Source organism: Tessaracoccus pujii (genome assembly GCF_054483895.1).
Genome location: NZ_CM137012.1, coordinates 930,216 through 945,451, shown reverse-complemented (window position 1 = coordinate 945,451; position 15,236 = coordinate 930,216). Strand labels below are relative to the sequence as shown.

14 protein-coding genes are annotated in these 15,236 nt (G+C 71.2%); 1 reads left to right on the top strand and 13 read right to left on the bottom strand.

Annotated elements, in window-relative coordinates:
* Positions 1-54 precede the first annotated feature (54 nt).
* The 10 genes from aroB to ACX1D0_RS04520 are packed head-to-tail and all read right to left on the bottom strand — an operon-like array spanning position 55 to position 9,889.
* A complete protein-coding gene (gene aroB / locus ACX1D0_RS04565) occupies positions 55-1,128 on the bottom strand; it encodes a 3-dehydroquinate synthase (protein WP_459019709.1) in 1,074 nt (357 codons plus the stop codon).
* Positions 1,125-1,622 (bottom strand): shikimate kinase, encoded by a 498-nt coding sequence (locus ACX1D0_RS04560; protein WP_459019708.1) that lies wholly within the window; start codon positions 1,620-1,622, stop codon positions 1,125-1,127. Before ACX1D0_RS04560 ends, aroB begins: the two co-directional genes overlap by 4 nt.
* Positions 1,619-2,815 (bottom strand): chorismate synthase, encoded by a 1,197-nt coding sequence (gene aroC / locus ACX1D0_RS04555; RefSeq protein WP_459019707.1) that lies wholly within the window; start codon positions 2,813-2,815, stop codon positions 1,619-1,621. The genes ACX1D0_RS04560 and aroC overlap by 4 nt, the downstream gene beginning before the upstream one ends.
* A 13-nt stretch (positions 2,816-2,828) precedes the next feature.
* Complete coding sequence (locus ACX1D0_RS04550; RefSeq protein WP_459019706.1) at positions 2,829-3,647, bottom strand: shikimate dehydrogenase family protein; 819 nt, start codon at positions 3,645-3,647, stop codon at positions 2,829-2,831.
* On the bottom strand, positions 3,641-4,756 hold the full coding sequence (gene mltG, locus ACX1D0_RS04545; RefSeq protein ID WP_459019705.1) for an endolytic transglycosylase MltG: 1,116 nt from the start codon (positions 4,754-4,756) through the stop codon (positions 3,641-3,643). Before mltG ends, ACX1D0_RS04550 begins: the two co-directional genes overlap by 7 nt.
* Positions 4,753-5,214, bottom strand: coding sequence for a Holliday junction resolvase RuvX (ruvX, locus tag ACX1D0_RS04540; protein ID WP_459019704.1), 462 nt, complete (start codon positions 5,212-5,214; stop codon positions 4,753-4,755). The genes mltG and ruvX overlap by 4 nt, the downstream gene beginning before the upstream one ends.
* Positions 5,207-7,858, bottom strand: a complete 2,652-nt coding sequence (gene alaS / locus ACX1D0_RS04535; protein ID WP_459019703.1) for an alanine--tRNA ligase — start codon at positions 7,856-7,858, stop codon at positions 5,207-5,209. The genes ruvX and alaS overlap by 8 nt, the downstream gene beginning before the upstream one ends.
* A 20-nt stretch (positions 7,859-7,878) precedes the next feature.
* Entirely contained in the window at positions 7,879-8,112 is a 234-nt protein-coding gene (locus ACX1D0_RS04530) for a hypothetical protein (protein ID WP_459019702.1), read from the bottom strand.
* Entirely contained in the window at positions 8,109-8,483 is a 375-nt protein-coding gene (locus ACX1D0_RS04525; RefSeq protein ID WP_459019701.1) for a DUF948 domain-containing protein, read from the bottom strand. Before ACX1D0_RS04525 ends, ACX1D0_RS04530 begins: the two co-directional genes overlap by 4 nt.
* A complete protein-coding gene (locus ACX1D0_RS04520) occupies positions 8,480-9,889 on the bottom strand; it encodes a replication-associated recombination protein A (RefSeq protein ID WP_459019700.1) in 1,410 nt (469 codons plus the stop codon). The genes ACX1D0_RS04525 and ACX1D0_RS04520 overlap by 4 nt, the downstream gene beginning before the upstream one ends.
* A gap of 61 nt (positions 9,890-9,950) precedes the next feature.
* Between ACX1D0_RS04520 and ACX1D0_RS04515 the strand changes: the two genes are divergently transcribed.
* Positions 9,951-11,177: a multidrug effflux MFS transporter gene (locus ACX1D0_RS04515; protein WP_459019699.1), complete on the top strand. Its 1,227-nt coding sequence runs from the start codon at positions 9,951-9,953 to the stop codon at positions 11,175-11,177.
* Between the two features lie 171 nt (positions 11,178-11,348).
* On the opposite strand, the gene aspS is transcribed toward ACX1D0_RS04515, so the two are convergent.
* Genes aspS through ACX1D0_RS04500 form a run of 3 tightly spaced genes read right to left on the bottom strand, consistent with a single transcriptional unit; the run spans position 11,349 to position 15,222 of the window.
* Positions 11,349-13,145 carry an aspartate--tRNA ligase gene (gene aspS / locus ACX1D0_RS04510; protein WP_459019698.1) on the bottom strand — a complete coding sequence of 599 codons (1,797 nt, stop codon included), beginning with the start codon at positions 13,143-13,145 and terminating at the stop codon, positions 11,349-11,351.
* 60 nt (positions 13,146-13,205) lie between these two features.
* On the bottom strand, positions 13,206-14,543 hold the full coding sequence (hisS, locus tag ACX1D0_RS04505) for a histidine--tRNA ligase (RefSeq protein ID WP_459019697.1): 1,338 nt from the start codon (positions 14,541-14,543) through the stop codon (positions 13,206-13,208).
* A 7-nt stretch (positions 14,544-14,550) separates the two neighbouring features.
* The gene (locus ACX1D0_RS04500) at positions 14,551-15,222 is read right to left on the bottom strand and encodes an MBL fold metallo-hydrolase (RefSeq protein WP_459019696.1); all 672 of its coding nucleotides are present in this window, start codon (positions 15,220-15,222) and stop codon (positions 14,551-14,553) included.
* Between the last annotated feature and the right edge of the window lie 14 nt (positions 15,223-15,236).

The following is a 15,236-nucleotide window of genomic DNA, read 5'->3' as shown; positions in this document are numbered from 1 at the left end:
GTGCGGGCGCTGTCCGGCCAACGTGGCACTCTACCCGAGAGTGCCGCCGATCGCCTATCCGAGCTCGGCATAGCCGGCCTCCAGCACGGCCTCGTCGGGTCCGTCGATGATCACCGGGGCGCCCTGGGCGGCGAGGCCCACGAGGCGCAGGCGGCTGCCCCTGGCCTTCTTGTCCAGGCTCATGATGCCCCGGAGCTGCGGGTAGGCGTCGCCGTCGTAGCGCAGCGGCAGCCCGAGGCCGCCGAGGAGGTGATCGTGGAGCTCGACTGTCGCGGCGTCCAGGCCCAGCAGGTCACGGGAGACCCGTGCCATCCATGCCATGCCGACGCTGATGGCGTCACCGTGGCGCCAGGTGTAGTGGGCGTGCGCCTCGATGGCGTGGCCCAGCGTGTGGCCGTAGTTGAGCGCCTCGCGGCCCACCCGCGAGCCGCTGGAGGTGGACTCGCGGAAGTCGGTGGCCACGACCGCCGCCTTGACGTTGACCGCCCGCGTGACGATGTCGGCGAACCGCTCCCCCGTGACGTCGAGGCAGTCGGCCAGGTCCTCGGTCGCCAGCTCCAGGATCCGGCGATCGGCGATGAACCCGCACTTGATCACCTCCGCCAGGCCCGCCCGGACGTCGCGCTCGGGCAGGGTGTCGAGGAGTGCCAGGTCGCACAGCACGGCGTGCGGATCGTAGAACGCCCCCACCAGGTTCTTCCCGGCGGGCAGGTTGATGCCGGTCTTGCCGCCCACCGCGGCGTCGACCATGCCGAGCACGGAGGTGGGCACGCTGACGTAGCTCACGCCCCGCAGCCAGGTGGCGGCGACGAAACCGGCCAGATCCGTGGTGGTGCCTCCCCCGATGCCCACGACCATGTCGTTGCGCGTCAGCCCCGCCGCGGCGAGCGCGCCCCAGCAGCGTGCCAGGACCTCCGGCGTCTTGGCCGCCTCGGCCTCGGGGACCTCGATGAGGAGGGCGCCGTGCCCGACGAGCTGCGCGGCCACCCCCGCCACCCCGGCGAGCGCGGCCGGGTGGATGATCGCCACCCGGTCCGCGCCCACGACCAGGTCTGGGAGACGCTCGAGGGCCCCCCGCTCGATGTGCACGTCGTAGGGGCCAAGTGCGGACCCCACCCGGATGCTCACTGTGTCTCCCGCTCCGCCGCGAGGGCGTCGGCGATCTCGTTGCTGCCGCGCCCGTCGGTGTCCACCACCTGTGTGGCCAACGCCTCGTAGACCGGGGTGCGCTCACGCAGCAGCTCGATGAGACGGCCGCGCACATTGCCCAGCAGCAGCGGCCGCACCGTGTTCATGCCGACGCGGCGCGTGGCCTGGCCGATGGACACCTTCAGCCAGATCACCTCGTGGCCGTCCAGGGCCGCCCGGATGGCTGGGTTCAGGACGGAACCGCCCCCCAGCGCAACCACGTCGTGGCTCTGCAGGAGTTCGATGGTGGCGTCCTGCTCGAGCGCGCGGAAGTGGGCCTCCCCCTCGTCGGCGAAGATCTCCGCAACCGGTTTGCCCACCACCTCCTCGATCCGCTGGTCGACGTCGACGAAGGTGCGGCCGAGTTTCCTGGCGAGGCGCTTCCCGACGGTGGACTTGCCGGCCCCGGGGGCGCCGATGAGGACGATGCTCATCGGCCGACCCGCAGCCCGCGGGCGGCGACGTCCGAGAGGTAGGCCTGCGCGTTGCGTCGGGTCTCGCCCACCGAGTCACCGCCGAACTTCTCCAACACCGCCTCGGCCAGTACCAGGGCGACCATGGCCTCGGCCACGACGCCGGCGGCCGGGACGGCACAGACGTCCGAGCGCTGGTGGTGCGCGGCGGCCGCCTCGCCGGTGGCGGTGTCGATGGTGCGCAGGGCCCGGGGCACCGTGGCGATGGGCTTCATGGCGGCCCGCACGCGCAGCACCTCGCCTGTGGACATGCCGCCCTCGGTGCCGCCCGCGTGGTGCGTGGCGCGCTGGATACCGGCCTCGCCGGGGAGGATCTCGTCGTGCGCCGCGGACCCGCGACGCCTGGCCAGAGCGAACCCGTCGCCCACCTCCACGCCCTTGATGGCCTGGATGCCCATGAGGGCGCCGGCCAGCCGCGCGTCGAGGCGACGGTCCCCCTGGCTGTGGGAGCCGAGGCCGGGCGGCAGTCCCCAGGCCACCACTTCGACGACGCCGCCGAGCGTGTCGCCCTCCCGATGACACGCCTCCACCTCGGCCTGCATGGCCTCGGAAGCCGCCTGGTCGAAGCAGCGCACGGGGTCGGCGTCGATGGCGGCGAGGTCGGCGGCAGTGGGCAGATCGGCTCGCGCGGCCCGCACGGGGCCCAGTTCGACGACGTGGCTGAGCACCTCGATCCCGAGCGCCTGCCGCAGGAACGCCTGCGCGACGGTGCCCAGGGCGACCCGGGCCGCGGTCTCGCGGGCGGAGGCCCGCTCGAGGATGGGGCGCGCCTCATCGAAGTCGTACTTCTGCATCCCCGCCAGGTCCGCGTGACCGGGCCGCGGACGGGTCAGCGGGGCGTTGCGGGCGAGGGCGGCCAGCACGTCGGCCTCCACTGCGCCGGGGGCCATCACCTGGTGCCACTTGGGCCACTCGGTGTTGCCGATCATGATCGCCAGGGGCGAGCCGAGCGTCTCGCCGTGGCGGAACCCGCCGAGCAGCGTCACCTCGTCGGCCTCGAACTTCATCCGCGCCCCACGTCCGGCGCCCAGCCGGCGGCGCGCCAGGTTGGCCGCGATCTCCTCCACTCCGACCTCCACATGCGCGGGGATGCCCTCCATGGTGGCGATGAGGGCTTGGCCGTGGGATTCACCGGCGGTCAGGTATCGAAGCATGGGCGCCATTGTGTCAGAGACCCGCGCGGCGCCTCAGTTCCTGCTCAGCTGCCGATCGGCACTCCTCGAAGGTCATCCGGGCGCCCGTGAGCAGGTAGAACTGGTCCACCGCCTGCCCGGCCAGGAGGTCCAGCCCGCTGAGCGCCGTCCGCCCGGCCGCCACCGCGGCCTCGCCCAGGGGCGTCGGCCACGGATCGTAGACGGCGTCGAACACGACCGCCGCCGCCGCGGCCAGCGCCCGGGCGTGCGGGGCCGTCGCGGCCACCGGAATGGTGTTGGCGACGAGGTCGACGGCGCCGAGGTCCTCCCCCAGCACCCCCGCCTCCGCGCTCACCCCGAGAGCGGAGGCCAGGTCAAGCGCCCCGGCCGCCCGCTCGGGGGTGCGGGCGAGGAACTGGACCTCGCGCACGCCGAGACCAGCCAGCGCCACCAGGATGGACCTGGCGGTGGCGCCGTTGCCCAGGATCGCCGCCCGGCCGGGCACACCGAGGCCGTGCGCACGCCAGGCGCGCACGAAACCGGGCACGTCGGTGTTGAAGACCCGTGCGCCCCCGTCGCCGAAGATGAGCGTGTTCCCGGCACCCAGCAGGCGGGTGGGTTCGTCGGCGTCCCCGAAGGCGAGAATCGCCTCCTTGTGGGGCGCGGTGACGCTCAACCCCGCCCACGCGGGATCGTCGAGCCTGGCCCACACGAAATCGTCCAGGTCCGCAGGGGCCACGGTGTAGGCGTCGTAGGACCAGTCCAGGCCGTGCGCCGCGTACCCGGCGCGGTGGATGGCCGGGGACAGCGAATGGTCGGCAGGGTCTCCGACGACGCCGGAACGCCTCAGCATCGGCCGGTGTTGGCCTGGCACCACGCCTGGAAGAGCGCCACGTTGGCGTTGTGCTCCTCGAGGGTGTCCGCGAAGCGGGTCTCACCGGTGTCCAGGTCCACGGTCACGAAGTACAGGGACCCGATGTCCGCCGGCGACAGGGCCGCCTCGAGCGCCGTTTGGCCGGGGTTGCTGATGGGGCCCGGGGGGAGGCCGGTGTTGAGGTAGGTGTTGTAGGGCGACGCGGTGGCGCGGTCCTGGGCGGTGGTGGTCACCGAGCCGGACTTGCCCACCGCATAGTGCACGGTGGAGTCCATCTGCAGCGGCATGTCCTGCTCCAGACGGTTGTAGATGACCGCGGCCACCTTGGGCTGGTCCGCCGGCACGTTGACCTCGCTGGCGATGATCGACGCGATCGTCACCACGCTCAGGGGGTCCACGGACATCTCCGCCGCGCGGCCCTCGAGGCTGATCGACTCCGCCACCAAACCGAACTGCCTGACCTGCGAGGTCAGGATGGCGGCGGCCTGCGGCGGCTCCTGCACGGCATACGTCGAGGGGAAGAGGAAACCCTCCAGTTTGCCGCCCGCGAAGTCGGGCAGCGGGAAGACGCTGGTGTCGGCGGCCGCGGCCGTGATGTCGGCAGCCGCGAGACCGGTCTTCGCGGCGATGATGGACACCTGCTCGAGGGCGGTGGTGCCCTCCGGGAAGGTCACCATGAGCCGTTGCTGGTTGGCCGGGTCCAGCAGCATCGCGAAGGCCGTCTCAGCCGGCAGTTCCTTCCTGAGGTTGAACCGGCCGGCCTGCAACTGGGAGGACTCGCCACTGCGCTGCGCCACCTGCCGGAAGGTCCGGGTGGACTTGATCACCCCGGCCTCGGTGAGCAGATCGCCGATCTGCGTGATGGTGGCGCCGCTCGGGATGACCACCTGCACCGGGTCCGTCCCCTCACCCATGAAGTCATCCTCCGTGCGCCACGCGATGTAGGCGTCCTGCGCCTTCGAGTAGACGAACCATCCGCCGCCCACCAGGACGGCCACGGACAGGAGCACGGCGAACGCGCTGCGCGCGTAGTAGCCGATCTTGCGCCAGTCCAGTTGGCTGTCGTTGTCGAACAACGCGGGGCTCACGGTTCCTCCTTCGGTGCGGGTTCGCCGACGGGGGCGCCCCCACGCTCCTCGCCGTCGATGGCCCGCTGCAGGATCTCGACGGCTGCCGCCTGGTCGATCACGCTGCGCTGCTGCTTCGTGCGGCGTCCGGCGCTGCCCAGACTACGGGATGCCGCGACGGTACTCATTCTCTCGTCGACCAGCCGCACCGGCACCGGCGCGACGACGGCGGCCAACGCCGCCGCCCTGGCCAGGACGTGCTGAGCCGCGATCGCGCGCTCACCCGAGAGCGTCAGCGGGAGGCCGACGTAGATCACGCCGGGCTGGTACTCCGCCACCAGCGCGCCAAGGCGGGCCAGCTCGCCCGCCCCGGCGGGCACGGTCTCCACCGGGTAGGCGAAGGTGGTGCCGCGGTTGCTGGCGGCCACCCCGATGCGCGCCTTTCCCCAGTCGATGCCCAGCCGTGCGCTCTCAGGCACGCGTCTCCAACGCCTGCCGGACCGCGGCGATCGCCTCGGGGGCGGCGCCGGCGTCCGTGCCGCCGCCCTGCGCGAGATCGTCCTTGCCGCCGCCCTTGCCGCCGAGCGCGGCACAGGCCGGGGCGATGAGCTGTCCAGCGCGCAGACCCAGGCCGCGCGCCGCGTCATTGGTGGTGACGAGGACGCTGGGCTTGTCCGCCCCGCCGACCAGCGCCACGACCGCGGCGCCGGAGCCCAACCGCTCCCTGAGGTCCAGCGCCAGTGTCCGCAGGTCCGCCCCCGCGACACCGGGCACCTCAAGCCCCAGGAACCTGACGCCGCCCACGTCGACGGCCTTGTCCGCCATGCCGGGCGCCGAGGCGAGAAGGCGCTCGGAGTTGAGGGCCGCGATCTGCTTCTCGGCTTCCTTCAACTGCGCCACCAGCCGCTCGACGCGGCCGACGAGCTGGTCCGGCTGCACCCGGAGCGAGTCCGTGAGCTGGGACACGAGCGCCCGCTCCGCCGCGAACTTGGCGAACGCGTCGTGCGCGACCAGAGCCTCGACGCGTCGTACCCCGGAGCCGATGGAGGCCTCGGACAGCAGGTTGAGCACCCCGATCTCCGCGGTGGTGCCGACGTGCGTGCCGCCGCACAGCTCGCGGGACCAGGGTCCGGCCAGCTCCACCATCCGGACCATGGGCGGGTACTTCTCGCCGAACATGGCCATGGCCCCGAGCGCCTTGGCCCGCTCCAGCGGCATCTGCTGGGCCGTCACGGCGAAGTTGTCGGCGATCGCCTGGTTGGCGCGCGCCTCCACCTCCGCCTTCAGCTGCCCGGAGAGCCCCTGAGGGGAGGAGAAGTCGAAGCGCATGTAGCCGGGCTTGTTGTACGAGCCCGCCTGCGTGGCCGTGGGGCCGACAAGCTCCCGCAGCGCCGCGTGCACGATGTGCGTGGCCGTGTGGGCCTGGCTGGCGCCGTGCCGGGCGAGGGCGTCCACCCTCGCGTCGGCCGCGGCACCGAGGGCGAGCTCGCCGAACACCTCGACGCGGTGCACGGTCAGTCCGGGGACCGGCTTCTGCACGTCGAGCACCTCGAGCGTGAACCCCTCACCCACGATGGTGCCGTGGTCGGCGTCCTGGCCACCGGCCTCCGCGTAGAAGGGCGTCTCCTCCAGCACGATCTCCACGGTGCTGCCGTCCCGCGCGCGGTCCGTCGTGACGCCGCCGGAGATGATGCCGCGGATCCGGGTGGACACGTCGAGGTCCGTGTAGCCGAGGAACGGCACCTCGCCGCGATCGCGGAGCTCCCGATAGGCCTCCATCGAGGCGGTGACGCCCTTCTTCGACTTGGCGTCTGCCCGGGCCCGCTCCTTCTGTTCCTTCATGAGCTCGTCGAACTTGGCCCGATCGACGGTGAGACCCTGCTCCGAGGCCATCTCCATGGTCAGGTCGATCGGGAAGCCGTAGGTGTCGTGCAGCTGGAACGCGGGCGCGCCGCCGAGCGTCGACGAGGCCTGCGCCTTCGCCTCCCCCACCGCCATGTCGAACAGGAGCGTGCCGGCCTGCAGCGTGCGGCGGAACGACTCCTCCTCCGCGACCGCGGCCTGCGACACCCGGGCCCAGTTCTCCGCGATCTCGGGGTAGGAGACCTGCATCAGGTCCCGGGAGACGGGCAGCAGCTCCCCCAGCACCGGGTCCCCGACGCCCAGCAGGCGCATGGACCGCACGACCCGGCGCAGCAGGCGGCGGAGGACGTAGCCGCGGGCCTCGTTGCCGGGGGTCACGCCGTCGGTCATCAGCATCAGCGACGAACGGACATGGTCCGCGACCACCCGGAAGCGCACGTCGTCGGTGGGGTCAGCGCCGTAGCGGCGCCCGGAGAGCTCCGCCGCCTTGGCGATCACCGGGAACACCTCGTCGATCTCGTACATGTTGGCCACGCCCTGCTTGAGCAGCGCGACCCGCTCCAGGCCGGAGCCGGTGTCGATGTTCTGGCTGGGCAGCGGCCGCAGCACGTCGAAGTCGTCCTTCTTCCGGACCGCGGACAGTTCCTCCTGCTGGAACACCAGGTTCCAGATCTCCAGGAACCGGTCCTCATCCGCCTCGGGGCCGCCCTCGGCGCCGAACTCCGGACCCCGGTCGATGTAGATCTCCGAGCAGGGGCCCCCGGGCCCGGGCACGCCCATGTGCCAGTAGTTGTCCTTGAGGCCGCGCTCCTGGATGTGCTCGCGCGGAACGCCCACCTGCCGCCACAGGTCGATGGTCTCCTGGTCCCCGTAGAGCGCAGTCACCCAGACCTTGTCCGGGTCGAAGCCCCAGCAGCCGTCGGCCTCTGAGCCCGTGACGAGCTGCCAGGCGTAGTTGATGGCGCCTTCCTTGAAGTAGTCACCGAACGCGAAGTTGCCCAGCATCTGGAAGAACGTGCCGTGCCGCGTGGTCTTGCCCACCTCGTCGATGTCCAGGGTCCGCACGCATTTCTGCGACGACACGGCGCGCTTGAAGGGGGCCGGCTCGTCACCGAGGAAGTACGGCTTGAACGGCACCATGCCGGCGTTGACGAACAAGAGCGTGGGGTCGTTGTAGAGCAGCGACGCGCTGGGCACGACGGTGTGGTCGTTGGCGGCGAAGAAGTCGACGAAACGGCTCCGGATCTCGGAGGTCTTCATGCGTGGGGTCCCTTGAGTGGTCAGTGGGTGGGTGCGTTGATGTTCAGCTCGTCGCGGAGCTCGGCCTCGCGCTGGGCCATGGCGGCGCGGAAGGTCGCCATGAAATCGCCGAAACCGGCGGCCGCCTCATGGCCCTTGGCCACCATCTGCTCCTGCACACCCTTGGGGGTCAGGCGGTGCATCAACTCCTTGCCCCGGAGGACCACGACGACGGTCAGGCCGACGCCGACGAGGATCCAGAACAGGCGGCTCATGTCTTCTTCCGTCCCTTGAGCGCCTTGCGGATGCCGTAGCTGAAGGCGGCCGTCTTGACGAGCGGCCCCCCGAGTGTCGCGGCGAACAGCGTCGACATCTGGGCGGCGTTCTCGGTCACCACGGTGGCGTGGCCGGAGGCCCGGCTGACGTCGTCTGTCACGAGGCTCAGCTTGGCCAGCTCCTCGTTGGTGGCCAGCACGGTGCCCTTGAGCTCCTGCAGGATGGGCACGGAGTTGTGGCCGACATCGCGCACGGTGAGGCGCACCTCATCCAGCACCCGGCTGAGCTTGAGCAACGGAACGGCCAGCAGGGCGACGAGCACGCACAGCGCGATCGCGGCGATCAGCCCGGCGATGTCTCCAACGGTCATGGTCCTGTCCTCCTTGGATCTGCGGACGGCGTAACTCTAGCCGACGGGTCCCCGGCCAGGAGCCCGCGCAGCAGCGAGACGCGCTCCGCGATGGCCGCCTCCTGCCCGTGATCGGTCGGGCGGTAGTAGGCGGCGCCCTCCAGATCCTCCGGCAGGTACGTCTGCGCCACCACCCCGTGGGGGAAGTCATGGGGATAGCGGTAGCCCTGCCCGTGACCCAGCTTCTCGGCCCCGGCGTAGTGGGCGTCGCGCAGATGCGGGGGCACGAGGCCACCCTTGCCGCGCCGCACGTCTGCGATGGCCTCGTCGAGCGCCACGTAGGCGGCGTTCGACTTCGGCGCCGTGGCGGCCGCGACGGTGGCGTGGGCCAACGTGATCCGCGCCTCGGGCATGCCGAGCAGCTGGACTGCCTGCGCCGCCGCGACGCAGGTCTGCAGCACTCCCCCGGCCGCCATGCCGATGTCCTCGGAGGCCGAGATCATCAGTCTGCGGGCGATGAACCGCGGGTCCTCCCCCGCCTCCAGCATGCGGGCCAGGTAGTGCAGGGCCGCGTCGACGTCCGAGCCCCGGATGGACTTGATGAAGGCCGAGATGATGTCGTAGTGCTGGTCCCCGTCTCGGTCATAGCGCACGGCCGCGCGGTCCGCCGAGGACTCGACCGCCGCCTCGTCGATGGTCCCGGTGCCCAGTGACTCCGCCGCGGCCGCCGACTCCTCCAGGTAGGTCAGCGCCCGGCGCGCGTCGCCGCCGGAGAGCCGGATGATGAGGTCGCGGCCTTCGTCCGACAGCTCGAACGTCTCACCCGACGCGCGGCGCAGGCCGCGCTCGTCGGTGAGCGCACGGGCCAGCAACCCCACCAGATCCTCCGTGCTGAGCGGCTGGAGCCGCAGCAGCAGGGAGCGGGACAGGAGCGGCGAGATGACGGAGAAGGACGGGTTCTCCGTGGTGGCGGCGATGAGGGTGACAAGGCGGTTCTCCACGGCTGGCAGCAGCACGTCCTGCTGAGCCTTGGAGAAGCGGTGCACCTCGTCGACGAACAGGACGGTGGCGTTCCCCCGCGCGAGCTCCCGGCGGGCGGTCTCCAGCTCGGCACGGACCTCCTTCACCCCGGCCGTGACGGCCGACAGCTCGACGAAGCGCCTGTTGGTCGCCTGGGAGACCACGGAGGCGATGGTGGTCTTGCCCACGCCCGGGGGACCCCACAGGAACACCGACATGGGCTGGCCCTCGGCCAGGCGCCGCAGCGGCGAGCCGGGCGCCAGCAACTGGCGCTGGCCCACGATCTCGTCCAGGGTCCGGGGCCGCATCCGCACCGCGAGCGGGGCCTGCGGGTTCGTGGCGTCGCTCAGCGTGCCGCCCCTCGCCGGGGGCGCGGGGTCCGGGTTGCCGAACAGGTCGAAGCTCATCGGCGCCACTCTAGCCGGGCCGAGTTTGTTTGAAACCGGAACCTTCCTAGGATGGGCGGTTGTGGCCTCGCACCTCGGAAACTCCTTCTCGCGGCGCCGTCGCATCGCCATCATCCTCACGCTGGGGATGTTGACGGGCCTCGGACCGTTCACCATCGACCTCTACCTACCCGCCTTCCCCGCGCTGAAGGCGGACCTGCTGCTGTCCGACGCGCAGGTTCAGTTGACGCTCTCGGCCACCACCCTCGGTTTCGCGACCGGCCAGCTCCTCGTCGGGCCCCTCAGCGACCGCCTCGGCCGCAGGATCCCGCTGATCGCCTGCTCGATCCTGCACGTCCTGTCGTCGGTGCTCGTCGCCACCGCGCCCACCATCGAGTTCCTCACCGCCATGCGCGTGCTCCAGGGCGTGGGTGCCGCCGGCGGCGCCGTCGTCGCGATGGCCATGGCGCGCGACCTGTTCAGCGGCCGCCCGCTCGTGGTGATGCTGTCGCGGCTGGCGCTGATCTCAGGGTTGGCGCCCATCGTCGCGCCCATCGTCGGCTCCTGGATGGTGGGATTCATGGACTGGCGGGGCGTGTTCTGGGGCCTCGCGGCCTACGGCGCCGTCGTCATCGTGCTCATCGCCGTCACGACGGTGGAGACCCGGCCCCCGTCCGAGCGGACCTCAGGTGGTCTCAAGCCCATCGGCCTCGCGTTCAAGGCCGTGTTCACCGACCGGATGGCGCTGGGGGCCATCCTGGTCGCGGCGTTCGCGTTCGGGGCGCTCTTCTCCTACGTGTCCAGCTCCTCGGTGTTGCTTCAGGAGGTCTACGGCCTCACTCCCCGCGGCTTCGGCACGGTGTTCGCCATCTGCTCGTTCGGTGTGTTCGTCGGCGTGCAGCTCGGCAGCCGGCTGGCGCAGCGTTGGGGACCTCAGTGGGTCCTGGTCCTGGCCACCGGCCTCATGGTGACCGCTGGCCTGGCGGTGCTGCTCGTCGACGCCGCGGACGTCGGCTACCAGCCGCTCATCCCGGCCCTCTTCACGCTGACGTTCGGCTTCGGCCTGGCGGCCCCGTGCGGCCAGATCCTCCTGCTGCACAACCACCGGAGGCACTCCGGCACGGCGGCCTCCCTCATGGGGGCGGTGACGCAGGTCGTCGGGTCCGCGGTGGGCCCGCTCATCGGGCTGGTCCCGATGACCAGCGCGGTCCCGATGGGTACCGGCATCCTGGTCTGTGCGGTGTTGTCGACGGCCGCACTGTGGCTGGTGCTCCGCCCGCGCAGCGTCCCCAACGTCCTCGGCGGCTGACCGCGCCACCCCCCGTCCCGCCCTCCCGCGGACCCGCCCTCCGCGGGCACGACACGCCGACGAGGTCTCACCTCGAGCGCCCCTGAGGCCCCGCTTCGCACATTCACCGTGCTTTCGGGTACGTGAGCGACGCCGGGCTCCTCAGGGACCGGGTGGGTCGCCCCACGACGCTCAGGTGGCGGGGTGAGCGGCCCCCTTCGCCTCGGGCTTGGCGTCCACCCCCGCCTCCTTGCGCTGCTGCGCGGAGATCGGAGCCGGGGCCTGGGTCAGCGGGTCGTACCCGCCGCCGCTCTTCGGGAAGGCGATGACGTCGCGGATCGAGTCCGACCTGCTCAACAGCGCGACGATCCGGTCCCAGCCGAACGCGATGCCGCCATGGGGCGGCGCGCCGAACTGGAACGCATCGAGGAGGAAGCCGAACTTCTCCTGCGCCTCCTCGGCGCCGATCCCCATCACCTTGAACACGCGCTCCTGCACGTCGCGACGGTGGATACGGATGGACCCGCCGCCGATCTCGTTGCCGTTGCACACGATGTCGTAGGCGTATGCCAGCGCGCCGCCCGGGTCGGTGTCGAACGTGTCGAGGCACTCGGGCTTGGGCGAGGTGAACGCGTGATGCACGGCTGTCCAGGCGCCCTCGCCGACGGCGACGTCACCCTCGGCCTTCGCGTCCGAGGTGGGCTTGAACAGGGGGGCGTCGATCACCCAGAGGAAGCTCCACGCGTCCTCGTCGATGAGACCGCACCGCTCGCCGATCTCGTTGCGCGCGGCGCCCAGCAGCGCCTGCGACGACGTCCTCGCACCGGCCGCGAAGAAGATGCAGTCGCCGGGCTTGGCGCCGGTGGCCGCGGCGAGGCCGTCGCGCTCCGCGGCGGACAGGTTCTTGGCGACGGGCCCGCCCAGCTCGCCGTTCTCGTCGAGGGTCACATAGGCCAGGCCCTTGGCGCCGCGCTGCTTCGCCCACTCCTGCCACGCGTCGAACGTGCGGCGCGGCTGCGAGCCGCCACCGGGCATCACGATGGCGCCCACGTAGGGCGCCTGGAACACGCGGAAGGTGGTCTCGGCGAAGTAGCCGGTGAGCTCGCTGATCTCGAGATCGAAGCGGAGGTCCGGCTTGTCGGAGCCGTAACGGTCCATGGAGTCGAGGTAGGTGATCCGGGGGAACGGTGCGTCCAGCTCGGCGCCGATCAGCGTCCAGATCTCCTTGATCAGCGCCTCGCCGAGCTCGATGACGTCGTCCTGGTCGACGAAGCTCATCTCCACGTCGAGCTGGGTGAACTCCGGCTGCCGGTCGGCGCGGAAGTCCTCGTCGCGGTAACAACGGGCGATCTGGTAGTAGCGCTCCATGCCGGCCACCATCAACAGCTGCTTGAACAGCTGGGGGGACTGCGGCAACGCGTACCAGGAGCCGGGTGCCAGGCGGGCGGGGACGATGAAGTCACGCGCGCCCTCCGGCGTGGAGCGGGTGAGCGTGGGCGTCTCGATCTCGACGAAGTCACGCTCCCCCAGCACGCGCCGCGCGGCCTTGTTCACGTCCGAGCGCAGGCGGATGGCGGCGCCCGGCGCGGGACGGCGGAGATCCAGGTAGCGGTACCGGAGACGAGCCTCCTCGCCGACCGTGACCCGCTCGTCGATCTGGAACGGCAGCGGCGCGGACGTGTTGAGCACCTCGAGGTCGGTGATCGCGACCTCGATCTCGCCGGTGGACAGGTCTGGGTTCTCGTTGCCCTCCGGCCGGACCTCGACGACGCCGGTGACCTTGATGCAGTACTCGTTGCGCAGGTCATGGGCGCCGGTGGCCTCCAGCAGCTCGTCGCGGATGACCACCTGCACGCGCCCGGAGGCGTCGCGGAGATCGATGAAGGCCAGGCCGCCGTGGTCGCGGCGCTTGGCCACCCATCCGGCGAGGACGACTTGCTGACCGTTGTGCTCGGCGCGCAGGGTGCCGGCGTCGTGGGTGCGGATCACGGTATTCCTCTCGTTCGGCTGCATAGACGGTGCAGCTCGCCCGCACATCGTAGCCGTTGGCTAGCCGCCCACGGCGCCCACGGATGGCCGCAGGTCGCCCCGCGGCGGTTGCCAGGTCTCCGGGGAGGCGGGGATCTGCTCCCCGGAGCGGATGTCCTTGACCGAATCGTCGTGACCTGCGCCGAACCAGACGAACGGGATGCCGCGACGCTCGGCGTAACGGATCTGCTTGCCGAACTTGTCCGCCTTCGGCGCCACCTCGACGGCGATGCCCCGGGCCCGCAACGCGCCGGCCACCTGGATGGCCACCTCGCGGGATTCCTCGTTGTCCACCGCCACGAGCACGGCGCTGGGCACGCTCCTCGAGGCCGTGAGCAGACCCTTTCCGATGAGCGGAGCCAGGATGCGCGTTATGCCGAACGAGTAGCCGACGCCTGGGAAGGTGACCTTGCCATCGCTGGCCAGCGAGTCGTAGCGGCCGCCGGAGGCCACGGAGCCGAGCTTCTCCGACCCCACCAGGAAGGTCTCGTAGACCGTGCCCGTGTAGTAATCCAGGCCGCGGGCGATCTTGAGGTCCGCCACCACGCGGCCCGGCGCCGAGCGTCGCGCCACGCGGATCAGCGCGGCCAGCTCGTCGAGGCCCTGATCCAACAGGTCGTGGGTGACGCCGAGGCCGCGGACGGCGTCGACGAAGGACTCGTCCGTGGCCTCGATCCCCGCCAGCGCGACGCAGGCCCTGGCCTCCGCGCCACCGATCCCCAGCTCGTCGATGAGCAGGGCGACCACTGCGTCCGGACCGATCTTGTCGAACTTGTCCACCCGCTGCAGCACGGCGGCGGGATCCTCCAGGCCCACTCCGCGGTAGAACCCCTCGGCGAGCTTGCGGTTGTTGACGCGCAGCGACACCGGCGGGAGGCCGAGGTCGCGGTGGAGCCGCTCGAACACGTCCAGGGCCACCAACGGGATCTCGACGTCGTGGTGGGCGGCGAGCGCGTCCTGGCCCACGATGTCGATGTCCGCCTGCGTGAACTCCCGGTAGCGCCCCTCCTGAGGCCGCTCGCCGCGCCACACCTTCTGGACCTGATAGCGCCGGAAGGGGAATGCGAGGTGGCCGGCGTTCTCCAGCACGTAGCGCGCGAACGGCACGGTCAGGTCGAAGTGCAACCCCAACTCGTCCGCGTCGCCCGGCTCGGCGTGCAGCCGGCGCACGACGTAGATCTCCTTCTCGATCTCGCCCTTGCGCGACAGCTGTGCCAACGGCTCCACGGCGCGGGTCTCGATGGGTGCGAAGCCGTGCAGCTCGAACGTGGTGGTGACCACGTCGAGGACGCGGTTCTCGACGATGCGGCCGGCGGGGAGGAACTCGGGGTAACCGCTCAGCGGCTTGGGGCGGGACACGGCTTCCTCACAAACTGTCGTGCTGCAGGAACGGGTTGGACTCGAGCTCCTGGGCGAGGGTGGTGGGCTGCCCGTGGCCGGGAAGCAGTGACGTCTCGGCCGGGAAGTGCTCGACGATACGCCGCAGCGACTCGCGCATCTCGGACATGTTACCGCCGGGCAGATCGGTGCGGCCGATGGTGCCCGCGAAGAGCACATCGCCGGTGAACACCACCGAGGTGCGTGCGGAGGTGAACTGGAGAAGGGTGGAGCCCCGGGTGTGACCGGGCGCGGGGAAGGGCGTGAGGATGAGGCGCGCCAGGTCCACCGGCGCGTCCAAGCCTCGCAGATCTGCCACCGGAGGAAGTGTCGCGGACCCGGTCAGTTGCAGCATCAGCGCGGCACCCTGCGGGCCCAGCCCGTCCCCGGGCCGCGCCAGGAGATGCTGATCCGCGGATGCCAGGTAGAGCGGGATGTCCCACCGGGCGGCCAGGAGATGGGCATCCCCGACGTGGTCGAGGTGGCCGTGCGTGGCCACGAGGGCCACCGGCCGCAGCCCCCGCTCGGCGACGGCGGCCATCACGGGTTCGGCGGCCGTGATGCCTGGATCGACGATGATGCACTCGGGCGTGTCCTCGTCCGGTGAGACGAGGTAGCAGTTCGACTGCCAGGGCGAAACCTGAATGGGCTGGATGAGCACGACGACACCCTATA